This window comes from Oleiharenicola lentus, assembly GCF_004118375.1.
Taxonomy (GTDB): domain Bacteria; phylum Verrucomicrobiota; class Verrucomicrobiia; order Opitutales; family Opitutaceae; genus Lacunisphaera; species Lacunisphaera lenta.
Genome location: NZ_SDHX01000001.1, coordinates 2,110,855 through 2,134,366, shown reverse-complemented (window position 1 = coordinate 2,134,366; position 23,512 = coordinate 2,110,855). Strand labels below are relative to the sequence as shown.

Annotated in this window: 18 protein-coding genes; 6 read left to right on the top strand and 12 right to left on the bottom strand. The window is 62.6% G+C overall.

Features of this window, described 5'->3' with window-relative positions:
• Positions 1–87: 87 nt before the first annotated feature.
• Both recR and ESB00_RS08830 read right to left on the bottom strand, forming a co-directional pair.
• Positions 88–678, bottom strand: a complete 591-nt coding sequence (recR, locus tag ESB00_RS08835) for a recombination mediator RecR (RefSeq protein ID WP_129047334.1) — start codon at positions 676–678, stop codon at positions 88–90.
• Positions 679–770: 92 nt separating this feature from the next.
• Entirely contained in the window at positions 771–1,079 is a 309-nt protein-coding gene (locus tag ESB00_RS08830) for a YbaB/EbfC family nucleoid-associated protein (protein ID WP_129047333.1), read from the bottom strand.
• A gap of 154 nt (positions 1,080–1,233) precedes the next feature.
• Between ESB00_RS08830 and ESB00_RS08825 the strand changes: the two genes are divergently transcribed.
• Positions 1,234–1,983, top strand: a complete 750-nt coding sequence (locus tag ESB00_RS08825) for a DUF3108 domain-containing protein (protein WP_218938716.1) — start codon at positions 1,234–1,236, stop codon at positions 1,981–1,983.
• Positions 1,984–2,035: 52 nt separating this feature from the next.
• On the opposite strand, the gene ESB00_RS08820 is transcribed toward ESB00_RS08825, so the two are convergent.
• Entirely contained in the window at positions 2,036–2,572 is a 537-nt protein-coding gene (locus ESB00_RS08820; protein ID WP_246026438.1) for a DNA-3-methyladenine glycosylase, read from the bottom strand.
• Between the two features lie 132 nt (positions 2,573–2,704).
• Here ESB00_RS08820 and rplU point away from each other — a divergent pair, with 132 nt between their 5' ends.
• The 3 genes from rplU to ESB00_RS08805 all read left to right on the top strand — a co-directional run bounded on the left by rplU (position 2,705) and on the right by ESB00_RS08805 (position 3,746).
• Positions 2,705–3,019, top strand: a complete 315-nt coding sequence (gene rplU, locus ESB00_RS08815) for a 50S ribosomal protein L21 (RefSeq protein WP_129047331.1) — start codon at positions 2,705–2,707, stop codon at positions 3,017–3,019.
• A gap of 12 nt (positions 3,020–3,031) precedes the next feature.
• Positions 3,032–3,271 carry a 50S ribosomal protein L27 gene (rpmA, locus tag ESB00_RS08810; protein WP_129047330.1) on the top strand — a complete coding sequence of 80 codons (240 nt, stop codon included), beginning with the start codon at positions 3,032–3,034 and terminating at the stop codon, positions 3,269–3,271.
• Positions 3,272–3,416: 145 nt separating this feature from the next.
• A complete protein-coding gene (locus ESB00_RS08805) occupies positions 3,417–3,746 on the top strand; it encodes a hypothetical protein (RefSeq protein WP_129047329.1) in 330 nt (109 codons plus the stop codon).
• Positions 3,747–3,786: 40 nt separating this feature from the next.
• On the opposite strand, the gene scpB is transcribed toward ESB00_RS08805, so the two are convergent.
• The 3 genes from scpB to ESB00_RS08790 all read right to left on the bottom strand — a co-directional run bounded on the left by scpB (position 3,787) and on the right by ESB00_RS08790 (position 6,806).
• A complete protein-coding gene (gene scpB, locus ESB00_RS08800; RefSeq protein ID WP_129047328.1) occupies positions 3,787–4,653 on the bottom strand; it encodes an SMC-Scp complex subunit ScpB in 867 nt (288 codons plus the stop codon).
• Positions 4,654–4,798: 145 nt separating this feature from the next.
• Positions 4,799–6,193, bottom strand: a complete 1,395-nt coding sequence (gene lpdA, locus ESB00_RS08795) for a dihydrolipoyl dehydrogenase (RefSeq protein WP_129047327.1) — start codon at positions 6,191–6,193, stop codon at positions 4,799–4,801.
• Between the two features lie 199 nt (positions 6,194–6,392).
• Positions 6,393–6,806, bottom strand: coding sequence for a phage holin family protein (locus ESB00_RS08790; protein WP_129047326.1), 414 nt, complete (start codon positions 6,804–6,806; stop codon positions 6,393–6,395).
• A 40-nt stretch (positions 6,807–6,846) separates the two neighbouring features.
• Here ESB00_RS08790 and ESB00_RS08785 point away from each other — a divergent pair, with 40 nt between their 5' ends.
• Together ESB00_RS08785 and uvrA are read left to right on the top strand one after the other, a co-directional pair.
• Positions 6,847–7,932 (top strand): glycosyltransferase, encoded by a 1,086-nt coding sequence (locus tag ESB00_RS08785; protein WP_129047325.1) that lies wholly within the window; start codon positions 6,847–6,849, stop codon positions 7,930–7,932.
• A 136-nt stretch (positions 7,933–8,068) separates the two neighbouring features.
• Positions 8,069–14,041 carry an excinuclease ABC subunit UvrA gene (gene uvrA / locus ESB00_RS08780; protein ID WP_129047324.1) on the top strand — a complete coding sequence of 1,991 codons (5,973 nt, stop codon included), beginning with the start codon at positions 8,069–8,071 and terminating at the stop codon, positions 14,039–14,041.
• A gap of 67 nt (positions 14,042–14,108) precedes the next feature.
• Here uvrA and ESB00_RS08775 read toward each other — a convergent pair whose 3' ends face one another.
• From ESB00_RS08775 to ESB00_RS08750, 6 genes are all read right to left on the bottom strand, one after another.
• Positions 14,109–15,533: a S8 family serine peptidase gene (locus ESB00_RS08775; protein WP_164976112.1), complete on the bottom strand. Its 1,425-nt coding sequence runs from the start codon at positions 15,531–15,533 to the stop codon at positions 14,109–14,111.
• Between the two features lie 529 nt (positions 15,534–16,062).
• On the bottom strand, positions 16,063–18,324 hold the full coding sequence (locus ESB00_RS08770; RefSeq protein ID WP_129047323.1) for a recombinase family protein: 2,262 nt from the start codon (positions 18,322–18,324) through the stop codon (positions 16,063–16,065).
• A complete protein-coding gene (locus ESB00_RS20235; RefSeq protein ID WP_164976111.1) occupies positions 18,321–18,632 on the bottom strand; it encodes a winged helix-turn-helix domain-containing protein in 312 nt (103 codons plus the stop codon). The genes ESB00_RS08770 and ESB00_RS20235 overlap by 4 nt, the downstream gene beginning before the upstream one ends.
• Before the next feature lie 603 nt (positions 18,633–19,235).
• Positions 19,236–20,078 (bottom strand): ribonuclease H-like domain-containing protein, encoded by an 843-nt coding sequence (locus ESB00_RS08760; RefSeq protein WP_129047321.1) that lies wholly within the window; start codon positions 20,076–20,078, stop codon positions 19,236–19,238.
• 836 nt (positions 20,079–20,914) lie between these two features.
• Entirely contained in the window at positions 20,915–21,763 is an 849-nt protein-coding gene (locus ESB00_RS08755) for a helix-turn-helix transcriptional regulator (RefSeq protein ID WP_129047320.1), read from the bottom strand.
• A gap of 315 nt (positions 21,764–22,078) precedes the next feature.
• A complete protein-coding gene (locus tag ESB00_RS08750; RefSeq protein ID WP_129047319.1) occupies positions 22,079–23,509 on the bottom strand; it encodes a 3-keto-disaccharide hydrolase in 1,431 nt (476 codons plus the stop codon).
• Positions 23,510–23,512 lie beyond the last annotated feature (3 nt).

Genomic DNA, 23,512 nt, shown 5'->3' with positions numbered 1-23,512 from the left:
GTCTGGAACGACGCGCACTAAAGCCCGGCGCTACCCTCTCCGCAAGTCCGCAATGTCCAGCGCCGTAAGCCGGCGCCCCCGCATCCCTCAGTAATTCCGCCGGCCTTCCAGAGCGCTCTTCAGTGTGACGGCATCGGCGTAAAGCACCCCGCCCCCGCTGGGCAGACCAAATCCGATGCGCGTGATTTTCAGGCCGGCTTTGGGCAATCGGTCCGTGAGGTAATGACAAGTGGCCTCGCCTTCCACGTCGTTGGACAGGGCGAGGATGAGCTCGGTCAACTCGCCCGACTCCACGCGTGCGATCAGCGTCGCCAGGTTCAGGTCCTCGGGCGCTACGCCGCGGATGGGGGACAATTTGCCATGCAGCACATGATAACGCCCCCGGTAGGCGCCGGAGCGCTCTAGCGCGGCGAGATCCTGTACGTTTTCCACGACGCAGACCTGGCCGATGCGCCGTTTCTCGTCGGCACAGATCGCGCAATGTTCCTCCTCGGCCAGATTCCCGCACACTGTGCAGCGCCGCACACTCCGTGCGGCCGCCTCCAGGGCCGTGACCAGCTGCGGCAGCCGTTCCGGCTTTTCAACGAGCAGATGCAGTGCAATCCGCTCGGCCGACCGGTAACCGACACCCGGTAACTGTTTGAGGGCCTTTTGCAGCTGTTCGAGCGCGGGAGTCATGGGATTTCAGAATGACGACTTACGAATTGCGATTGGGTTAAGACCCTCACACCCGGGGCTTCATTCATTCGCAATTCGTCCCTCATAATGCCTCAGAACATTCCCGGCATCTGGAACCCGGCGGAGATGCGCTGCATCTCGGAGTCGCTGAGCGCCTTCGCCTTTACGGCCGCCTCCTGCACGGCATTCAGCAGGGTCTCCTCGACCAGCCTCGGGTCCTCCTTGAGAAACTCGGGGTCGAGCTTCAGGGCGATAAACTTGCCTGCGCCATTGATCTTAACCTGCACGGCGCCACCGCCGCTGGAAACCTCCAGTTCGCGAGTCTCGAGGGATTTTTGCATCTCCTCGATCTTCGTCTGCATCTTTTTCGCCTGTTTGAGTAATGTGCCTACGCCGGCCATGGGAATGAAGGGAAGGGTTGGTGATTCGATCCATCAATGGACAGGAACGGGCCGGAATCACGAGATTTTTCCGGCTGCTCTCGCCGCCCGAACCGGTTCGCAGCAAATTCTCGACGCGCGAGCACCTTTCGCCCTGGCTCGTGTCTTCATGGCCGTGAAAATATCGCTGCTCTCCTTCCTCCTGCCCGGTTTTGCGCTGGCCGCCCCCTTTGTCGCCATCCGCGACGGCGAGAGCTTCACCTACAAGGTCGGCTTCTCGGTCTTCAGCCACGCGGGCGACATCGAGATTTCCGGCGCCAACCCCAAGGACACCGCTGACCGCATCGCCATCACCGTGGACACGCGCTCGCGCGGCTTCGTGCGTGGGCTATACGAATTCGACAACAAGGCGGTGGCCGACGTGGAGCTTTCCAGCGGACGTCTGTTGCGTGTGACCGAGAACGGTTCCGATCCCAAGCGTCCCATCGACACCAAGTTTGTCATCGATTACACGGCCCGCACCGCCACCTTCACCGACCGCGTTCGCACCGGACGCAGCAACCGGCTGACGTTGCCGGAGGGCGGCGATCCGATCGACCTGATCAGCGCGCTCGTGCAAACCCGCGACTGGAACCTGAAACCCGGCGAGAAACGCGAGGTCGTCGTGCAATTCGGCCGCGATTTCTACCCGATCACGATCCTGGCCGAGGGTTACGAGGAGGTGCGCACCCCGCTCGGCAGGTATCGCACGCTGGTCCTCGTGCCGCGGATGGAAAAGGAACCCAAGGGCCTCTTCAAACGCGGAGGCGAGGTGAAGGTTTGGATCGCCCAGGATGGTTCCCGCCTGCCCGTGAAGATGCAGCTCAAGCTCAACTTCGGCGCCGCCACCCTGCTGCTCAGCAAGTATCAGCCGCCCAAGGGGTGAGGGCAGCCCTAGCGGCGCCCTAAGCGCGCCGGACGGCGGTCACAGGCCGCCGCTACAACTTCACCCAAAACCGCCAGGGCTTGGCCGACCAGACCGGCCCGGCGTAGTCCACCCCGATCCTTGGTCCACGACTCAATTGCGTGCGAGTGAGCTTTATTCCGTGATCCTCCAGGTGCAGACCGCTCGCGGGCACGGCCGATGCCCCGTTCAGCCGGCGATCGATGCCAAGTCGTTTCGTGAGCCGGCCGGGACCGTTGACCTGTGCCAAACCGCGGATCAGCACCGCCGCCGGATGCCCGGCGGGTCCGGTCACGAGGTTTAGCATCTCGTGCAGGCCATAACACAGGTAAACATACCAACACCCTCCCGCCTGATACATGACTTCGGTGCGGGCCGTGCGTCCCTTGCTCGCGTGACACGCGAGGTCGGCTTCACCGTGATAGGCCTCCACCTCCGTGATCAGGTGCAGTTCCCGCTCCCCCGCATTGGTCCGAACTAACATCTTGCCCAACAGCCACCTCGCCAAGACCACGGTATTCCGACCCTGAAACTCGGCGGGCATGATGACGCGTGGCATGGAATCGGACATAGCGCTCAATATGCGGCTCGCAAGCGGGTGATCAGCACGCAGGATTTGCGCTTCGAGGGCGATTTCGTGCGCAACGTAAATAAAGCCTTGATTACCCCATCCCGACTCCCCTTATTTCGCCCCTTTGAACTTATGAAAGCCACTATCAAAACACAGGGGAAGCAGTTCTCGGTCAGCGAGGGCGATATCCTCATTGTGAACCGCTATCCCAAGACCGAAGCGGGTTCCACGGTCGAAATCAACGAGGTCCTCGCCGCTGGCGAGGGCGAGAATTTCAAGGTCGGCACCCCCTTCCTTTCCGGCGCTTCCGTCAAGGCCAAGGTCCTTGAGAACAAGCGCGGCAAGAAGGTCATCGTCTTCAAGAAGAAGAAGCGCAAGGGCTACGAGAAGAAGCGTGGCCACCGCCAGGAACTTTCCGTCATCAAGATCGAATCCATCAAAGCCTAAGGAACCACTGCCATGGCACACAAGAAAGGTCAGGGAACATCCAGCAACGGTCGCGACAGCGCCTCGCAGCGCCTCGGCGTGAAGGTTTTCGGCGGCCAGAAGATTCTCGCCGGCGGCATCATCGTCCGCCAGCGCGGCTCCAAGCACCATGCCGGCAAGGGCGTGGGCATCGGCCGCGATTGGACGCTGTTCGCGCTTCGCGACGGCACCGTCCAGTTCGACAAGGCCCACCGCAAGGTGAACGTCGTCTGAGCCATCCGCTCGTCGCTTTCATATCCAGGCGCACCCGCAAGGTGCGCCTTGTTTTTTGCCCGGGCTAGCATGTCGGCAGACAGATAGAATGGCCGCCCTCTGGCGGATGCTTGCAGCCTGTCGTCGATTTCCCTTCTCTCCCTCCATGTCCGAACGGCTTAAGGAACTTCAGCGCCTGCGTGCCGCCGCGCAGGAACAAGTCGCTTGGCTCGACCGGGAGATCGCCAGGGAGCAAAGCCTCCCCCGTCCGGCGCGTCCGGTCGAAAACCCCAGGATTCCGGCTGCAGGAGGCGCGAGGCCTCCCTCCGGCGAAAGCACGTCCCCGCTCGACGCCGACAAGCTAATCGAGCGCTACCAAACCAGCGGTGGAACCATCAAGGACGAGGTCAAGCGAGGCTGTTTCATCTACTTCTTCGGCGCCATGGGCCTGCTGATTGCCGGCGTGGTTATCTTCTACCTGCTCCGGCGAGAATGACCTCCATTCAGGACCGGTTCCCCCACTGCCCGCGACCAGCTTAGCTGCCTTCCGGTTTCTCGGCCGGAGCGGCTTCGACCGGAGCCGCTTCGCCCTGGGGAAGACTCATCTGGTCTTCCTCGGTCTCATCCAGCCCCATGTCGGCATCACCGGCCGGGCGCGGATTGGCTGAAGTCTGCAGCCACGCATCAATCTGGCGCGGCGAAAGCACGTCAGAAGCGGGCAGCTCATCGAGGGACTTGATTCCGACAAATTCAAGGAAGGCCTCCGTCGTCCCGTATTGGATGGGACGACCCGGGAGATCAGCCCGGCCAACGATGTAGATCAGGTCTCGCTCCAGAAGTTTCGTGATGCCGGCCTCGGCCGACACCCCGCGGATCTGCTCAATCTCGGCGCGGGTCACGGGCTGACGATAGGCCACCACGGCCAGCGTCTCCAGAGATGAGGGACTCAGCCGCACCGGGGGCGGTTCGTTGCGCAGCAGGCGCACCCAGCGGGCAAAGCGCGGATGACTGGCCAGTCGCCAGCCCATGGAGCCCTCGACCAACACCGTCTCGCTGCCGGTCGCCTGCATCTCCAGCGAGATCGCCTCCATCGCCTCGCGGATCTCCGCCGCGGTGACCAGGGTCGGCACATCGCGATAAAATTCATCGTCCTCCACCGGCACCGCGACCAGCGCATCGGTCGACTCAACGGGAGCCTCCCCCGCCACGGCCGGCACCGGTGCCGCCTCCGTGGTTTCGGCCGCACCTGCTCCGGGCGCATCCCCTGCGGGCGCATCCTCCAGCGGCAGCGAGGTGGCCTGCTCGTGGAAACGGCTCACGGCCGTCTGGATGTCCTTGACCGAAAGGGGGCCGTTCGAGGCGAACAGCATCACTTTCAAAACGCGCTTGAGATCGAATGCCATGCGGGAAGCCCTCACAAAAAGCCCCGCCCTCCCACCCTAGCAACCCATAAAATGCACCGATCCCCGATGGCCACCGTCCAGCAAAAAGGCCGCCCTCTCGGCGGCCTTGGCTTGCAGGTGATCGTCCCCGCCCAAACCCGGTAACTCAGATGTGGATCGCCTTGCCATGCGTGGCCAGCGCCGCCTCACCCAGCGCCTCGGACAGCGTCGGATGCGCGTGGATGGTGTCATGGATCTCGTCCACCGTGGCTTCGAGGTTCATCGCGAGGCCATATTCGGCAATCAGCTCGGTGGCCTCGGCACCGATGATGTGCACGCCGAGAATTTCGCCGGTCTTGGCGTCCGAGATAACCTTCACAAAACCCTCGGTGTCGCCGGACGCGACAGCCTTGCCGACCGCCGTGAAGGGGAATTTGCCGACCTTGTAGTCGACTTTCTTCTCCTTGGCCTGCTTCTCGGTAAGACCCGTGCTGGCCACCTGCGGCTGGCAGTAGGTGCAGCCGGGGAAGAGACCGACCTGCTTCGGCTTGGCGTGGCCAAACATGCCGTCCACCGCCTGGATGGCACGGAACGACGCGACGTGCGCGAGCCACGGCGGCCCCTGGATGTCGCCGGCGGCGTAGATGCCGGGAGTGCTCGTCTGGTAATTGGCGTCCACCTTCACGAAGCCGCGATCGAGTTCCAGCTTCACCTTGGGTGAGACCAGTCCGTCGAGATTGGCGGTGATGCCGACGGCCACGAGCACGCTCTCCACCTCGAGTTCGGTCTTGGCGCCGTCCTTCACGAGGTCGAGCTTCACGCTCTTGTCGCCCACGCGGATGTTGTCGCTCTTGGTGCCGGTATGGATGGCGATGCCCTGCTTGGTGAAATTGCGCTCCAGCACCTTGGCGACCTCCTCATCCTCGACGGGCAGAACCTGCGGCAGCATCTCGATGAGGGTCACCTTCGAGCCGAAGGCGTTGAAGAAATACGCGAACTCCACGCCGATGGCGCCGGCGCCGATGATGGCGATGGACTTCGGCGGAGCCTTGGCCGCGAGCGCTTCGCGCGAGGTCAGCACCCGCGCCCCGTCCACGGGCAGGCCGGGGAGGGTTTTCGGACGCTGGCCGGTGCAGAGCAGGATGTTTTTTGTCTTGAGGAACGAGCCCTTTTTGTCGCCGGCGGTGATTTCCACCATGCCGGGCATCACGACGGAGCCCTTGCCGACGATGTAGTCCACCTTGTTCTTCTTGAAGAGGAACTCGACGCCCTTGGCCATCTGAGCCGCGACGCCGCGCGAGCGCTCCACGACCTTGGCAAAGTCGAACGACGCGCCGGTCACGCTGAGGCCGTAAGCCTCGGCCTTCTGGATCTTGAGGTAGAGCTCGGCGCTCTTGAGCAACGCCTTGGTCGGGATGCAGCCCCAGTTGAGGCAGGTGCCGCCCGCGCGCTCCATCTCGATGACCGCGACCTTCTTGCCGAGCTGTCCGGCACGGATCGCCGCCACGTAGCCGGCGGGACCGCCGCCGATGATGACCAAGTCGTAGATTGCGTCTGACATAGTGGGAAGTTGTGAACGGGGAAAGTCGCCCCCCTCCCGCCCTCCGTCAAACGGAAACTCCGACCCAACCGGACCGGAAAAACGCCCACCGCCAACCGCAGGCCTTTCTCCGCCCAGCTAGTTGTTCCCTGCTCCTGGTTCCTTGGCCCTGTTTTGGCCGATGGGCCCTTGGTGTCCGAGATGTCGCCGGCGCCGCGTTTCAGACATCAATCACGTCGTCCCGCTTGCCCGGGCCCGGGGGGCGGGTCGGCGGCTTGGTCGGCGAGGCGAGCAGGCGGTTGATGATCATGTTCGTCACGCTCACAATCAGCGCGCCCACCAAGGCCGATCCGAATCCGGCCACATGAAAACCGTCCACCAGCTTGCCCACCCCATAGAGGAGCACGGCGTTGATGAGCCAGATGCCGAGGCCCATCGTGAGGATGATGAACGGCAGGGTGAAAAGCAGCAGCAACGGCTTGAGCACCACGTTGAAGAGACTCAGCAGCAGCACCACGACCACGAGGGTGAGACCGCTGTCGCAGCTGATGCCTGGCAGCAGCTTTTCGGCGAGCAACACGCCGAGCGCGAGGATCAGCCAGCGCAGCAGCAGGTTGACGAACGCATTGTTCATTGATTGATGGCTGACTCTCACCGCGACCCTTCGCGGCGCAATGAAAATTCTTATTGTCCAGGACTACCTTCGCAGCGGCGGCACCGAACGCCATTCCGTGTTCATGGCCGGGGCCTTCGCCAAGGCCGGCCACGAGGTCACGCTCCTCACCTTCCGCCCGCGCGGGGTGCTTGACCTCGACGGCGAGCAGCAGCCCTTTGCCTTCCGCTCGCTGCAAGGATTCGACACCGGGCTGGACTGGTTCGCCCCGGGCCTGCTCCGCACCGCCGCCGAGGCGGCGCCCGACCTCGTGCTCTGTATGGGCCGCATGGCCAACTGTTACGCCGGCTTCATCCAGTCGCGCCTGCCCCGGGCCGCTGTCGTATGCACCATGCGCACGGGCAAGGCCCTGCCGATGCTCTTTGTGCGCTCTTTGCGCAAGTGCCGCCACATCGTGGCCAACAGCCATGTCGCGAAGCAGGTGTTGACGGACAACCACGACATCCATCCTTCGAAGATCACCGTGATCCACAATCCGGTGCTGCGCTTCACCGACGAATCCGCCGCACGCAACCTGGCGCTGCGCCGCTACCACGGCGCCAATCCGAGCACGGTGGTGATGATCAATGTCGCGATGTTCCGGCCGGAGAAAAACCAGCGCGAACTCATCGAGCTCTGCTCCCGCCTCCCCAACTACCTCGACTGGCAGCTCTGGCTCGCCGGCGAGGGCCCCACCCGCAAAAAGTGCGAGCGGCTCTCCCATGATCTCGGCCTCGGCGGACGCGTGAAGTTCCTCGGCTACCACGCTGAACCCGCGCCGCTCTATCTCGGCGCCGACCTCGCCGTGCTGGCCTCCCAGAGCGAATCCCTGTCAAATTTCCTCATCGAGGCCCAGTTGCACGGCCTGCCCGCCGTGGCCTACGACATCGTCGGCGTGGGCGAATGCTTTGCCCCCGACAAGTCCGGCATCCTGCTCAAGAACCAGGATCAGGCCGGCTTTGTCACCGCGCTCGACAAGCTCATCCGCGAACCCGCTCTTCGCCGCCGCTTTTCCGAGCATTCGCGCCGCCACGCCCAGGCGCACTTCGTCCCCGAGCGTCAGGTCCAAGCCCACCTCAATCTCTTCCGCGAGCTGACGAAGGGGTAGGCCCGGACACCTTCGTTGCGCGCCCGGGCGCGGCGGGGCCCGGGCAAAACCGGCTCCTGACACCCCTATGTCAGCAGACCCGCCGAACGGCGCACACGGATTTGCCTTCGGCTGATTACCGCTCTTTCTCGCTGTCGTGGTCACTCCGTCGCCCCTCTCCGCCCCCGAATTCATCCGCCTGCGCGGCGTCCGCCAGAACAACCTGAAGGGCTTCGACCTCGACCTGCCGCTGGGCAAATATGTGGTTGTCACCGGCCTGAGTGGCGCCGGCAAGTCCTCGCTGGTGTTCGACACGCTGCACGCCGAGGGCCAGCGGCGCTACGTCGAGACCTTCAGCGCCTACACCCGCCAGTTCCTCGACCTGCTCGACAAACCCAAGGTTGATTCCGTCGAGAACATCCGCCCGTCCATCGCCATCGAGCAGACCAACACGGTCAAGACCTCGCGCTCCACGGTCGGCACGATGACCGAGCTCACCGACTTCGCGAAGGTCTGGTTCAGCCACGTCGCCGAGTGCTTTGACCCCGAGACCGGCGAGAAGGTTGAGGACGACACCCCCGCCACCATCTGGGCCAAGACTTTGGCTGCGCATCCGGCGGCGACGCTGCTCCTCTGCTTCCGCATTACGAAGCCCGACAACCTGGCGTGGCCCGAAATCCTCACGAGCATCAAGGGCCAGGGCTACACCCGCGTGCTTCTCGCCCGTGAAAAATCCAAAGCCCAAACCCCAGACGCCAGGGAAAACCTCGAACTGCACAAACTCGACGACCTGCTGGAAGCCAAACCATCGGCCCTCGGCGCCCAGCTCTCCGCGTCCTGGCTATTCGTGATCCAGGACCGCCTCCGCATCGCCACCGAAAACAAATCCCGCTTTCTCGAGGCCTGCGAAACCGCGCTGCACTTCGGCAAGGGCGAGGTGCAGATGTTTTCCGCCGAATCGCTGGGCGTAGCCGGACACTTCTCCCGCGGCCTGCATTCGCCCAAAACCGACCGCACGTTTCGCCCCGCCACGCCGGGCCTGTTCTCCTTCAACTCCCCGCTCGGCGCCTGCCCGAAATGCCGCGGCTTCGGCCGCGTCATCGACATCGACTACCGCCTCGCCATTCCCGACCACTCGCTGTCCATTGCGGACGGCGCGATCAAGCCCTGGGAAGGCGAGATCTACGGTGAATCGAAAAAGGACCTGCTCCTCTTCACCAAAAAACTCGGCATCCCGACGAACGTGCCCTTCGCCCGCCTCACCGCCGAGCAGAAGGCTTTTGTGATCGACGGCTCGCCCGGCTACGACAGCGACAACCCCGCCAAGTGCTGGCCCAAGCTCTGGTATGGGCTCAAGGGCTTCTTCCGCTACCTCGAGAAGACGACCTACAAGATGCATGTGCGCGTTTTCCTCTCGCGCTTCCGGGCCTACAACCAGTGCCCCGAGTGCCACGGTGCGCGCCTGCAGCCCGAAGCCCTCTGCTGGAAATGGCAGGGCCGGACTCTCCCCGAACTCTACCAGCTGCCTGTTTCAGTCCTGCTGGAGCTGGTCCAGAAATCCAAAATCGAGAATCCAAAATCTGCGCCGCCGAATCGCGACGCATCGCTCGCGAGTTCTGCGGACGCATCCCGGGCGGCGAGCACGCCGCAACGGGAAAAAATCGGCGAGGCGCACAGCGCCTCGATCGCCTACGACTCCATCATCACGCGCCTCCGCTACCTCGAACAGGTTGGCCTCGGCTACCTGACGCTCGACCGCAGCTCGCGCACGCTCTCCGGCGGCGAGGTCGAGCGCGTCAACCTCACTTCCTGCCTCGGCACTTCGCTGGTGGACACGCTCTTCGTGCTCGACGAGCCTTCCGTCGGCCTGCACCCGCGCGACATCGACCGCCTCATCGGCATCATCCGCACGCTCACCGACGCCGGCAACACGGTGGTCGTCGTCGAGCACGACGAGGCGATGATCCGGGCCGCCGACCACGTCATCGAGATCGGCCCCGAGCCCGGCGCCCGGGGCGGCGAAGTGGTTTTCCAGGGCAACATCGCCGCGATGCTCCGCTCCGACTGCAGCATCACCGGCCGCTATCTCTCCGGCCGCGAACACATCGAAGTTCCCGCACAACGTCGCCCCGTGGAGGGCCCGGCTCCGGCTGGGCCGCGCGGCCGCTCAGGAAATCGCCCATCCCACTGGCTGCACTTCACCAACGCCTCCAAGCACAACATCAGGACTCTGAGTTTCTCGCTGCCCTTGCAGCGCCTCGTCTGCCTCTCCGGCGTCTCCGGCTCGGGCAAGTCCACCCTGCTCGACAACGTCATCCACCAGGGCCTGCTCGCACAGCGCAACCAGATGACCGAGGACCCGGCCGAGATCGAGCGCATCAAGTCCGACCTCGATTTCGCCGAGATCGTGCTCGTGGACCAGTCGCCACTGAGCCGGACGCCACGCTCCAACCCCGCGCTCTACTGCGAGGCGTGGGACCTCATTCGCGAACTCTACGCGCAGACCCCCGCCGCGCAGGAAGCCGGCTTCAACGCGTCCGGCTTCTCCTTCAACAGTGGCGACGGCCGCTGCGACCACTGCCAGGGCCTCGGCAGCGAGCGGGTCGAGATGCAGTTCCTCTCCGACGTCTTCGTCCCTTGCCCCATTTGCGAGGGCCGTCGCTTCAAGCCCGAGGTTCTCGCCATCCAATGGAACGGTAAATCCGTGGACGACCTGCTCCACACCACCATCACCGACGCCATCGCGTTTTTTGCGCCGCAACCGAATTCCGCAAATGAAGGCGGGGTGCCTGCACCCCGCGGGGATGCAGCCGCCCTCGCGAACATCCGCACCCGCTTCTCCTCCCTCGACGCCGTCGGCCTCGGCTACCTGCCCCTCGGCCAACCGCTCAACACCCTCTCCGGCGGCGAATCCCAGCGCCTGAAGCTTGTCCGCTACCTCTCCGACTACGCCGCTTCGGGCTCTCCGGTTTCAGGTCCTAGCCCCCAGGTCTCCTCCGCCGGCGCGCTCCTCCTGCTCGATGAACCGACCACCGGCCTCCACCGCCACGACGTGAAGCGCCTGCTCGGCGTGCTCCAGCGCATCGTGGACGCCGGCCACAGTGTCATCGTCATCGAGCACAACCTCGACGTCCTGAAGTCCGCCGACTGGATTCTCGAAGTCGGCCCCGATGCCGGGGCCAACGGCGGTCGCATCGTCGCCGAAGGTCCGCCGGAGAGCATCTCCGCCGCTGACACGGCCACCTCCCCTTTTCTGCGCGAAGCGCTCGGCGGGCCGAACTCCCGCGAGGCCGAACTCGCCGCCGCCGAGGACGCCGCGCCCTACCTCACACCTCAGACCTCACACCTCGCGCCTTCCAGCACCTTGCAGGTGCTGGGCGCCCGCGAGAACAACCTGAAAAACATTTCCGTCTCCATTCCGCACCGCCAGCTCTCCGTTGTCACGGGCGTCTCCGGCTCGGGCAAGTCCACCCTCGCCTTCGACATCATCTTCGCCGAGGGCCAGCGGCGGTTCATGGAATCCATGTCCCCCTACGCGCGCCAGTTCGTCGAGCAGCTGCCGCGCCCCGACATCGACCGCCTCACGGGCATCCCCCCGACCGTGGCCATCGAGCAGCGCGTCACCCGTGGCTCACGCAAGTCCACCGTCGCCACCATCACCGAGGTCGCCCAATACCTTCGCCTCCTCTACGCCCGCGCCGGCATCCAGCACCATCCCGAGTCCGGCCGCCCCGTGACGCCGCTCTCGCCCAGCCAGCTCCGGCAGTTGCTCGATAAAACCCTCGCCACGCCCAAGGCGAAAAAGGCGAAGCACCTCTACCTCTGCGCCCCGCTCATCCGCGGCCGCAAGGGGCACCACGAACCCATCGCCAACTGGATCCGCAAGCAGGGCTACGAACTCATGCGCGCCGACGGACGCCTCCTGCGCGTGGACACTTTCACGAAATTGGATCGCTACAAGGAGCACGACATCGAGGTCGTCGTGGCCGACCTGAAGCATCGGGCCGGACAAAAATCGGAAAGCCAAAATCAAAAATTGATTCACGACCGACTCACCACCGCCCTTCGCCTCGGCAAAGGCTCGTGCTTCATCGTGCTGCCCAGCAGCGAGGTGCTCGGCTGGTTTTCCACCACGCGCACCGACATCGCCAGCGGCGAATCCTTCCCGGAGCTCGACCCGAAGCAGTTCTCTTTCAACTCGCCCCGCGGCTGGTGCCCGACCTGCCGCGGCCACGGCCGCATCTACGACTGGATGCTCAAGCCTGACGAGGACGAAGAGATGTCCGACGAAGTAGCCGACGCCCTCCGTGCCTTCGACCCCGACGATCCGGCGAATGACGGCAAAGCCTGCCCCACCTGCCACGGCGAGCGGCTGAACCGCATCGCCCGCGCCGTCCGCCTGCCCGTCCGGTCGGCCAAGATTTCAGGTCTCAGGTCTCAGGCCTCAGGTTTCACTTTGCCGGAACTGCTTCGCTTGGTTCCGGAAGAACTCATTGCCACCCTGCGCAACCTCCAGCTGGACACCCGCACGAAGCTCATCACGCAGGACATCGTGCCCCAGATCGAGGAGCGCCTCAAGTTCCTTGCTCACGTCGGCCTCGACTATCTCTCGCTCGACCGTCCCACCGAGACCCTCTCCGGCGGCGAAGCCCAGCGCATCCGCCTCGCCGCGCAACTCGGCTCCAACCTCTCCGGCGTGCTCTACGTGCTCGACGAGCCGTCCATCGGCCTGCACGCGCGCGACAACGACCGGCTCATCGACACGCTCCAGTCGCTCCGCGCAAAGGGCAACACGCTGCTCGTCGTCGAGCACGACGACGTGCTCATGGAGCGCGCCGACCGCATCATCGACCTCGGCCCCGGCGCCGGCCGGCACGGCGGCGAGGTCCTCGCCAACGGCACGCCCGCCGAGATCAAGGCCAACGACGCCTCGCTGACCGGCCTGTTCCTCGCGAAGGGCATCAAGCACCCGATACGCGGCGCGTATCGGGAAATCCCAAACGCCAAAAAACAAACACCAAAGGAGCCAACGTTCGTCGAGCTCACCGGCATCCGCTACCGCAACCTGCTGAACCAGTCCCTCCGCCTCCCGCTCGGCCGCCTCATCATGGCCTGCGGCCCCAGCGGCGCGGGCAAGTCCACGCTCTTCCGCGACATCCTCCATCCTGCCGTCACCTGCGCCATCAAGCAGAAGAAGGCCCGGCTCACCGGCAAGGAATTCGCCAAGCTCACCGGATTCGAATCGGTCGATCCTCAGGATTCAGGCCTCAGGTCTCAGGTTTTCCCGTTTGAAATCCTGAGCGGAGCCCATGGGTTCAAGGGTGTCATTGAGGTGGACCAGGCCCCCATCGGCAAGACGCCCCGCTCCACGCCCGCCACCTACCTCGGGATCTTCGACCTCATCCGTCAGTTCTTCGCCACGCTGCCGGAGGCCAAGATGCGCGGCTACAGCGCCTCGCGTTTCTCCTTCAACACCGCCGGGGGGCGCTGCGAAACCTGCTCCGGCGCCGGCCGCATCAAGCTGGAGATGGCCTTCATGGCCGACTCCTATCTGCCCTGCGACGCCTGCGGCGGTTCGCGCTTCGGCCCTGAGCTGGTCGACATCACCTGGAAGGGCAAGAGCATCGGCCAGGTCCTGCAGCTCACCTTCGACGAGGCCGCCGCCTTCTTCGACTTCCACTCGCAGCTCTCGCAGGTCTGCCGGCTGATGGTGGATTGCGGACTCGGCTACCTCACCCTCGGCCAGAGCAGCCCCACGCTCTCTGGCGGCGAAGCCCAGCGCCTCAAGCTCGTCACCGAGCTGACCAAGGGCCTCGCCAGCTACCAGGAGCGCTCGCGCGGCATCGCCGTGCGCAACCTCTACCTGTTGGAGGAACCGACCATCGGCCTGCACCTCAGCGACTGCGAGAAACTCATCAAGGTCCTGCACAACCTTGTGAACCAGGGCCACACGGTCGTCGTCATTGAGCACCACCTCGACCTCCTCGCCGAAGCCGACTGGATCCTCGAACTCGGCCCCGGCGGCGGCCCCCACGGCGGCGAAATCCTCTACCAGGGCCCGCTCCACGGCCTCACCAAGGTAAAACGCAGTCCCACCGCACCCTACCTGCGCGATAAACTCAAGGTGTGATGCGCCAACCAAAGCGCCGGCTCCGTGGGGAAGCCGGCGCAAAGCCAGGTGGAATTTTGAGATGTCGTTACTCGGTGGCGGCGCGACCGGCGTTCACGCGACCGGCGCCGTAGGCATCATCATTGCCCGGTTTGCCGAGATCATCTGCCGAGGCACGCAACGCGGCCACCACGGCGGCCGGTTTCATGCTGCCGCCGTTGCGCCCGATGATGATGGCAGCCACAGCACTGACATGCGGCGCGGCCATGCTGGTGCCCGCCGACCAGGAATAGCGGTTGCTCGTGCCGATGCGGTTGCTGGGTGCAAACACCATGTCAAAGACCCAGGTGTATTGCGCGATGCCGCCCACGACACTGATATCATTGCCTGGATACATGAAATCGCCGCCGGGCGCGGCCAGGTCGATGCGTGACTGGCCGTAGTTGGAGTAACTGGCGAGCACATCGAGGTCGGTGCCGGCCTGGTTCAAGGCCCACCCGGTCGGACCGGTGGCGGAAACACTGACCACGTGAGTGCAATCGGCCGGCAGCACAAAGTAGCTGCCGTCATGGTCCCGATCGATGGCGGAGTTGCCGGCGGAAACGATGGTGGTCACGCCCTTTTGGTAGGCGTAGGTGGTGGCCCGGCTGGTCGCATTGATGAGGGCGGTGAGCTCGTTGGCGCCGACTTTGTAGTCATCGCTCGGATCGGCGGGCGTGCCGTTGTCGTCGATATAACCGCTGCGAGGAAACTCAGCGCCGAGGCTCATGTTGATCACATCGGCGCCGATGTCGGCGGCATAGACGATGCCCGAGATGATGCCACCGAAGGAGCCGCTGCCGCTCACCGCGGAAAGCACCTTGACCGACACGATCTCGGCCTTGGGCGCGACACCCACCGTGCCCACGCCGTTTGCCGCCGCGGCGATGATGCCGGCCACATGGGTGCCATGATTGAATCCCGTGCCGGTGAAATTGTAGGCCTCGCCCGGCACGAACGATGTGCACAGCGCGGTGTTCAGGTTGGGCGCGATGTCGAGGTGAGCGGAGGCGACTCCACTGTCGAGCACAGCGACGCGCACCCCGGCCCCGGTTTGTCCTGCTTGCCAGGCTGTGCCTGCATCCACCGCCTCGAGGCCCCATTGCAGTGCAGCCCAAGCATCGGTGACCAGCGTGGTGTGGTTGGCCGGCAGTGCCACGGCGTCCTCCAGGGCGAGCCCGTCTATGACCGCCGGCTGCGAGGGTTTCCATTGTGCATCGGGCAGCACCGCATCGAGACCGGCGAGCTTGCCCACATTGGCGACAAACTGCGGCGACGACGATTCCACGATGGCCACGCCGATCTGAGGCAGATGGCGCGTGATGGTGCCACCGGCCGCCGCTACCGCGGCCTCGAGCTTGGCGGGCAGTTTTCCGGCATTGCCAACGACCACGTAGGAACGGGCGTGGACTTGAGAGACGGCCAGCAGAGCGGCCGTGACGATCATCAGACGATTCAGGGTTCGGGAGATCATGTTCGTGATACCTGACTTCTTTGACGTTATGTTGTGTGTGGCGCTCGAACCGCCGGTTCATACGCCCGAACGGCTCGAAGTCGTGTCATAACGCCCTCACCCTGGCACCGCGTCAAGTCGCTCTAATTCTGTTAGTTACATTTCATCATGACCAGTCCTTTTGGCCCTACCAAGAATTAGTGTTTTATGCCCAGAAAATCCACCACCCGCAGAATCCTTGCATGAGCGATGGCCATCCGAGGTGCGGTTTAGCGTTCGAACCGGAACCGCTGGGTACACCCAACCGCGCGCCCTCTCTGGAGGTGCATTGGTTTCTTAAATGAGAACCCAATCGAATCAAATTCGGGCGGCCGCTCGGGTAGATGGCCAGGGGACACCCTCGATTTAAGTTCTATACCCGGCCTGCAAAGGCACCTCCTGTCCGGCGCTCTCGCGAAGCGAATTGCCGAAATAATGAAGCTTGATAAAACCCAACTTCAACAACGGAAGCCCGACATGCGCTTCCTCATCGTGCCGAGCGGAATCAACGCTACGCGTTGGTCGCTATATCGTCGGCCGGGGACTCGGGGTCCGACTTGATCAGCTTTACCGTCGTGTCCGTGTGCAGGGCCTTCCGGTAGGCTTCATCGAAAGTGGATTCCTGCAGTTTGGCGTCCATGGCCGCCATATTCATCAGAGAAACAAGCCCGAAGTGGCGCAGCACAGAAACGGGAGCCTCCTTGAGCTTCTGCTGAATGCCGGGCAACAGGCCGAGCAGGCGCAGGTGATAAGTAACCCACGGAGGCGTCTTGCCGAATTTGGCCGCAATCTCCTTTTTGAGCATCCCATTGGTCCTCATTTCGACTATCGTCTCCATGCGCCCGAGCGGATGCTGCTGCCGTTCGACTTCTTCCGCCGAGGTGTCCTTGGCAGGAAAGGCGTAGAGCTCGGCTTCGGTTGCAAAAGGCTCCAGCAGGCGGACCACGTTGCCCTTCGATCCGGCCTGCCGGATCTCCACGATCAGCGACGTGGGCACCAGTTTCGGCTTACCCCCTTTGGGTTTCGTGATTGTTGAGCCTTTGCTGGGGGAGTTGATCAAATGGAGGCCACACGGGTTCAGGGTGATATCCAGCTTCAGTATGGATGCGCTGGTCGACAAATGCCTGAACTGCGGCATGGAGCGATGCTTGAGCCGATGAACCACGATTTCGGCAACCAACGATTGGACCAGCTCCTTAACGGCGGACGCCGGAAGCTGAGCAGCCAGTTTCCCGAAATCAGCCAGCGCGCTGGCGACCACCTGTGCCGAGGGTGCCCCAACATGGGCGGCTTCGAGTTTCCGGTGCAGGTCGGCCATATCTAGAATCACGGACTCGAGCTTCGCCTGCGTCTCATTGTAGCGGAGCTCCATTTCAGTTCCGATCTTCTTGCCCTCAAACTCCAGCATTCGGTCGAGCGCATTCTTCTTGGACCGCTCCAGCTTCGCGTGCTCTTTCTCCAGGAGCGCAACGCGCTCCTCCAGTCCTTCGGTCAGCCCCGCCTTGTTCTTGGTGGCGAGGGCCGTGATCTCATGGACGATTTCGGGGCGCTTGGGGAGGTCGCTCAAGAAGCGCATGATCACGGTCTCCATCGCCTCAGCAGGCAAGCGACGAACCGAGCATTTCGACAGCGAGCCCAGCTGCTTGATACTACCGCAGATATAGTGCCGGATGGTCTTGCCACTTCCGGAGGTTGCTGCCCCCACTTGCATCGGCAACTTGCAACAACCGCACTCCAACAACTGCTGCAGCAGGTAGTTTGTGGACTCACGCCCCACCCGGAAATTGGTCCTGGCTTGGGCTTGTCGAATAGCTTGGAGCTTTTGCCACTGAGGCAGAGGAATTATGGCCTGAGGCTCCCACATGAAATACCGGCGACCATTTGCGAGCACCAGATCAGGCTTGAAGCCGGCGGTCAGATCATTGACCGCGCGAGGTGCGGGCACATAGCCGGCCATTATCGGATTGCGCAGCGCATGCGAGATCCAGCGCAGGGTGATCAGCCGCGGTTTGCCGACATTTTGAGGACGACGGGAAACGAACCTGCGTTGGGCGCGATCACGGTCGTAACACACCCGTTGAATGTCGGGCGCGAATTGGATCCCCTCCTTGTTCAGCTCCTTGAGAACCCCGAGATCAGACTTATGCTTCTCGTAAAGGGTCGCCATTTTCTGGAGCAACTCTGTGGCCGATCCCCTCACCGGCAAAAGAAAGCCGTTCTCCAAATCAAAGGGATAGGGTGGATCACCACCCTTCCACTGGCCATTTTGCGCCCGCTTGGTCTGGCCTTGAATTGAGCTGTCCCGGTAGATGCCGCACTCGGCCTCAGCGCCGGACATGGTGTCGGTGTAAATCTTCCGTCCCTTGGTCGTCCTGTAATCGATTGCAGGCTGACCGATGTCGATGATCTGGATGTTGGCCGCGGTCATTTCATCGAGGAATTCCAATCCCTCCTTCGCGTTCCGCCCCAAGCGCTTCAAGTCGCGCACCAAGTAACAGGCAATCTTGACCGTTGCCTTGTCCGCCCGCAGCCCGTTGATACCCGGGCGATCAAAAGTAGTCCCCGTGTGCCCGGGATCCTGGTAAATCCTGAATTCCCGTTCGCCGAAAACGTCTGGATGGGCGGCGCAAAAATTCCGGCAGGCTTCGATTTGGTTCTCAATGGAGTCACCCTTGGCCATCTCCTCGGTTGAGACTCGGGCGCCAATCGCAACGGCCCCTTCAGGAAGCTCGTCCTTCTTTAGGGCGCCGAGTTTGCTGGCGAAGGAGCTCATGCGGCTGCGGGTTGACTGGACTGGACCAGCCGGTAGACCCGGTCCCGAGTGCTACCTTGGCTAATAAGCATGCCCTTGGCGACCAGGCGATTCAGCGCCTTGGTGCAGGGAGTGCGCTGAAGACCGAGCTTCGCGCGCAACGCGGCGGGAGACGTGCTCCCGCATTCGCGCAATTCCTCGATGATCTGGTCATCGAGGCTGATGGTAGAGAGCGTGGCCCCGCTGTCTGTGGTATGCTTTGAATCGCCCTGAGTCGGGGCACAGGACAGGGAACCTTGACCCGTCGATGAAGGCAGGGTGCCGGCCATCATTCCGATGACGGCCTCGGCTAGTAAGGCACAAACCCGATCAAACCCAGCCGGGACGGCGGTCGCGATACCAGTGTCTTGATCGCGGTGCCCGGATCCTTGCCCCTTGCGCCACGTCCGCTGATCCGCTCCCGCAGAGGTTGGCGATGTTGTCTGCGCCGATCCGGCGGCCCCATCGTTCGCAGCGCCATGGTCCACCGCCTCACCGTTTGCCGGGGAAGAGGGGGTGCCATGGGCGACAGGATTCTGGGACTGACCTTCCATTATTAGGGTGGAGGGGAGATGGATTGAGCGAGGTGAGAAGCGGTGGATGGTGTTAGTATGCTATGCGGACCGATCGGACTGACTGGCGCGCGACGGTGAACGCCAGGCGATGGATAGGTTTGCGGGAGTGAGCATGAAAATTGGCGGTGTGGGCCGGTGCATATACTAACAATGAATTGAGCACTTCGCGGGAGAGGCCGCGCTGCGCGCCGCCGGGTGTGATGACCATTCGTCTGTATAAAACACGGAAAGCCTTCTATGGTATCATCTTGCTGATACCCTGATTTAGCGCGGGGTCATCTATGAGGCTACATCGACCGATTCGGCTGATAGGGCGCCTCACGAAGCGAATCGTTCAGGCCGGATGGGCGGGATGCGATCCGAGGGCACGAAGAACTGCGGGCGATCATCCCACACAGAGGGGCAACAACCGTTGGCGTCGGCCGCCGCAAGATGGCCGCACTCGCCATCAACCTCCACCGAGTAGTAGCGCTCACAGGGGATGGGTTCGTAGTTACCGACGAGAATCCGCAAGAGGTTCAAGGTGGTCGCCACACTCCATTCGCAATGGCGGGCAATCAGACGGTGTTCGCCACCGTGAAAGGCCGCCCAGAGTTTCTGGCCATTGAAATCGAACCCGGGCGAGGCCACGCCGGCCATGGAAGCGACAAGGCTGAGGGGCAGGCGACCGCCAGGACCGTGGTCGGCGTGGTATTCCGTCAGGTCGAGGTGCGGGTAACCATTCGGGCGATGCTGCGCGGCGAAATTCTTGTTGGCACAGTGCATCTCCTGCGCGCTCATGCGCGCGAGAATGAAGGGAACATCGAACGAGCGTCCCTTTGCGTGAACGAAGGTGTTGCCGTAGTTGGCGAGATGGCGGTTGAACTCCGTCAACTGCTCCTCCTCGCTGCCGGTGTAGGACTTCAGGCGCATCACCGGATCGCCATCCGCATTCTCAACGATATACCCGACGGAAATGCAGATGATGCGCCCGAAATCCGGATTCAGGGAGGCATACTGCTCGTAGGTCAGGCCCGGGAACTTGGACCGCGCCTGAGCGATCAGGCGGTTGATGTTGTCCTGCGCTTGCGGTTCGTAGTCGCAGAGCGCGAAGCGAGGCACCGTCTTGATGGCGAGTGCGACGTGACTGATCTGGTTCAGGCTAGTCAGTTTGGTTTTCATGGTTAGGAGACTGCGACGCCGCTGCGCCAATCGCTCAGCGCAGGGCTTTGCGCGCGGTGTAGTTCGAGTTCAGGGTGATTTTAGTCATGCAAAGAGATAGCGGCTCCTTAGGCGTGCTCCGCGCAGTCCACCGCTTTGTTCTCTAAATCTTCACCACCAGCGTTTTGCCTGGTTAATCAATACCTGGCGCCAGTATTGAGATGGCTTTACGGCCCAGCCCGGAGAGGACCAGCTTAAGCTCTCTATGCGGTCCGCTAATCCATGAGTGGTCGGATCTCGTTCCGATTGCGCGCAGGCATCTAGACAGCGAATTTTCGGTCCCCAATGATCGGGCCCTAACCTCCTATGAGATAAACGACCAAGATTACCCGCCGGCAGGTGATCCAAGCCTTCGACCTATGGATGAAACGACGCGCAGCGCTGGCGTGGAAGTATCCTTATTCGAATTATCACCGGACCGTGCCTCATGGCCCGCAGGTGACCAAGAAGGCACTCCCACCTGCGCTGACGATGAAGTCCATCGCCGAGCACTGTGGCATCTCATACTCCACCCTCCTACGACTGACTGAAACAGATTTCAGAGTTTCGGAATTCAAGCGGCTGAAACTTGTTACATTCGCAAATCGTCACTATCGTTCGTAGCGATCCCCTCCCGGTGGGGGGATTAGATTCCATGCCCCCGGGTGACCCTGCGCTTGATTGAGTGACGATAAAACAACCGCCCGATGGTTTTGCGATCTCGGGTCGGTGCATTATTGGCAAATGCCCCAAGTTTCGATGCGACTATCGCTGCCATTCAGCCTTGTTGCCGGTCTGATCGGAACGCTGTTTTTTCACTACAACGCCCGCGAGGGCGGATGCCCGAAATAGCGTCGGTAAACACGCGAGAAATGATAAGGATTGGCGAAGCCAAGCGCGTCACTGACCTCTTTCACCCGCTGTCCACGGTAACGCAACATCTCCTGCGCCCGACGAAGTTTTAACTGCAGAAGATACCGAGCCGGACCGGCCCCAAAATTATTCCGGCAAAACGACGTCAAATGGCGAGGGCTCATCTTGGCCTCGACAGCGAGATCTGCCACCGTGGGATTCGTTCGGAGGTGACGATCAAACACCACCTTGATCGCCTCTCGTCGGGCCTCGGCGTGAGGAAGGCAGCGAATTGTCTCGCTCAGGCTCGACTCAGGCAACCCGCGCACAAGACGCCAAAATAGTGCCTCTAGCAGGCTGTCTTGCACAGCCGCTGAATGCGGGGCCTTCTGTTGCGCCTCCCTGCGGAGTTCCCGCATGAAAAAGGTATCCCGCAAATAATTGCCCGTGCAAATCTGGCCCGCTGGGTGAGTATCATCCCGAAACAGCGAACGGGCAGCCTCCCCCTGGAGCATTCCCGTCAGGCGAAAATGCAAAACGTAGTGACGCTGCCCGTCGCACAGGTGGTCCTGATGCCAATCCCCCGGCTTGATCACAAGCACCTGACCATCCACCAGCGTGAGCTGCTCTCCATTGAGCTCACAACGATAAGGTCCGCGTTCGACCAGGATCACCTCGTAGTTGGTGTGCTGGTGCCGCGGGTACTCGTAATCACCCTCCATGCTCAGCAGGTGGAAATCCTCGAAAACCGGGCGGATCCGGGTGCCGTCATTGCCAGCCTGAGGCCGGCGGAAGCGCTGCTTGTTAACGCGCATGAAAGGGATTATACTGCGCGAAATAGGTATTCCTTAGGGGACGAGTGCAACTGCGAAAACGATATTCCGGAGCTCAGCCGCGACGTGATGAATGTGGCTCAATTCCAATAAGGCCTGGCAAACCATCCATCTGAAATGCATGGCCCGGTCCCCTTGCCACGCAATGCGACTGAGCGCACCTGATCTGTGCGATGGTACTGCGCAGACCGGGGAGATCGCGCCAAAGACCGCAAGGAGCAGATCAGCCAGCACCGTCTGGCCCGGTGCAATCCGGGCACTTTCCTGATGATATTCTAACGGGGTGCCGTGGAAAAATCAGGGCCCGACGATGGCGCGGACCTTGACGTTGCGGAACGACACGGCGTCGCCGTGCTCCTGCAACAGGATATGGCCACTCGGCCATTCGCCGAAGCCGGGAATGTTCTTGTACTTGCTCGCCGCCACGGCGGCGCGGAACGCCGGGGAATCACGCTCGTACTCCACCACCTTGGTGTCATTGAGCCAATGCTCGACGTGGTTGCCCCGGACCAAAACGCGGGCGGTGTTCCACTCGCCGATGGCGTTTGGTTGCTTGCTGGCGGATGCGGGGATAAGGTCGTAGAGGGAGCTGACGGTGCGGTTGCCGTCGCGGCCGAGCTTGGCGTCGGGGTGCAATGCATCATCCAGGATCTGGAACTCCAGCCCGATGGCCGAGCCGACCGCGGCTTTCGCGCCGGTGGCGGTGATGGCGGCCAAGCCGGGTTGGACGAAATACTTGATGCCGCTGTTCGCACCCGGGGTGAGCTTGAAGTCGACCAGCAGCTCAAACTCCGTGAAAGTCTCGCGCGTGATGATGTCGCCGCCACCGACGGCTTCCTTCCCACCGCTGTCGAGCACGTTCAACTGGCCATCTTGGATCAACCAGCCATGGGCGGGAAACTCCTCCCCCTTGGCGCTGCGCCAGCCCGTGGTGGTCTGTCCGTCCCAGAGCAGGCGCCAACCCGCGGCTATTTCCTCGGGGGTAAGCGTGTTTGCCGCGGATTTCGCCGGAGCCTTGACTTCCGTGATCGTCAGATTTCGCCAGCGCACCTGGGTACCGTTCTTCTCCACGTCCTTGCCGATACCGTGCACTTGCAGCGCAATAAAGCCGTGCGAAGTCATGGAGTCCTTCAACTCGGCGCAGGGCGTGCCGTTGAGCCAGGTACTGATGGAATCGCCGACCGCCTCGACGCGGACATGATTCCAGTCGTTCGGCTTGAAAATCTTCCGCCCCCGTTCGCTGAAGGCGCGGCCGTTCGGGCCGGTCTGGCCGTCGTCGGGCACGAGCCAAGCCCGCCGGGCCTCGTCGAAGATGCCCGCGCTCCACATTCTCTGCCGCTTCACGTCCGGATCGATCTCGATCTGGTAGCCATGCACCCGCTTGGCGGGGATCTGGATCGTGCGTCCCTGCCACTCGACGGTCTTCGCCTCGTCGAAGACCTCGCTGCGAATCTGCACGCCGGAGTTCAACTTCGGGTCCACCTTGAATTCGTATTCCAAGATGAAGTCGCCGTAGTTCTGGGCCGTGCAGAGAAAAGTGTTCCCGGTATCGAGCACCGATGTGCCAACGATTTCGTTGCCCTCGATGGCATAGGTCGCCTTGCCTCCGCGCTGCACCCAGCCTGAGAGGTCGCGGCCGTTGAAAAGCGGAACCGGGGTTTGGGCCTGGCACACCAGAGACAGTGCGCAGGTGAACAAGGCCGAGTTGATGATGGATTTGTGGTGCATGCA

What these genes read in the sequence shown, in the direction of transcription:
- rplU (WP_129047331.1), top strand. Translation starts at nt 2,705, where the DNA reads ATGAAAGCCACTATCAAAACACAGGGGAAGCAGTTCTCGGTCAGCGAG.
- recR (WP_129047334.1), bottom strand. Translation starts at nt 678, where the DNA reads ATGACTCCCGCGCTCGAACAGCTGCAAAAGGCCCTCAAACAGTTACCG.
- ESB00_RS20235 (WP_164976111.1), bottom strand. Translation starts at nt 18,632, where the DNA reads ATGGCCGGCACCCTGCCTTCATCGACGGGTCAAGGTTCCCTGTCCTGT.
- ESB00_RS08785 (WP_129047325.1), top strand. Translation starts at nt 6,847, where the DNA reads ATGAAAATTCTTATTGTCCAGGACTACCTTCGCAGCGGCGGCACCGAA.
- rpmA (WP_129047330.1), top strand. Translation starts at nt 3,032, where the DNA reads ATGGCACACAAGAAAGGTCAGGGAACATCCAGCAACGGTCGCGACAGC.
- lpdA (WP_129047327.1), bottom strand. Translation starts at nt 6,193, where the DNA reads ATGTCAGACGCAATCTACGACTTGGTCATCATCGGCGGCGGTCCCGCC.
- ESB00_RS08760 (WP_129047321.1), bottom strand. Translation starts at nt 20,078, where the DNA reads ATGAAAACCAAACTGACTAGCCTGAACCAGATCAGTCACGTCGCACTC.
- scpB (WP_129047328.1), bottom strand. Translation starts at nt 4,653, where the DNA reads ATGGCATTCGATCTCAAGCGCGTTTTGAAAGTGATGCTGTTCGCCTCG.
- ESB00_RS08770 (WP_129047323.1), bottom strand. Translation starts at nt 18,324, where the DNA reads ATGAGCTCCTTCGCCAGCAAACTCGGCGCCCTAAAGAAGGACGAGCTT.
- ESB00_RS08750 (WP_129047319.1), bottom strand. Translation starts at nt 23,509, where the DNA reads ATGCACCACAAATCCATCATCAACTCGGCCTTGTTCACCTGCGCACTG.
- ESB00_RS08830 (WP_129047333.1), bottom strand. Translation starts at nt 1,079, where the DNA reads ATGGCCGGCGTAGGCACATTACTCAAACAGGCGAAAAAGATGCAGACG.
- ESB00_RS08790 (WP_129047326.1), bottom strand. Translation starts at nt 6,806, where the DNA reads ATGAACAATGCGTTCGTCAACCTGCTGCTGCGCTGGCTGATCCTCGCG.
- ESB00_RS08805 (WP_129047329.1), top strand. Translation starts at nt 3,417, where the DNA reads ATGTCCGAACGGCTTAAGGAACTTCAGCGCCTGCGTGCCGCCGCGCAG.
- ESB00_RS08775 (WP_164976112.1), bottom strand. Translation starts at nt 15,533, where the DNA reads ATGATCTCCCGAACCCTGAATCGTCTGATGATCGTCACGGCCGCTCTG.
- ESB00_RS08820 (WP_246026438.1), bottom strand. Translation starts at nt 2,572, where the DNA reads ATGTCCGATTCCATGCCACGCGTCATCATGCCCGCCGAGTTTCAGGGT.
- ESB00_RS08755 (WP_129047320.1), bottom strand. Translation starts at nt 21,763, where the DNA reads ATGCGCGTTAACAAGCAGCGCTTCCGCCGGCCTCAGGCTGGCAATGAC.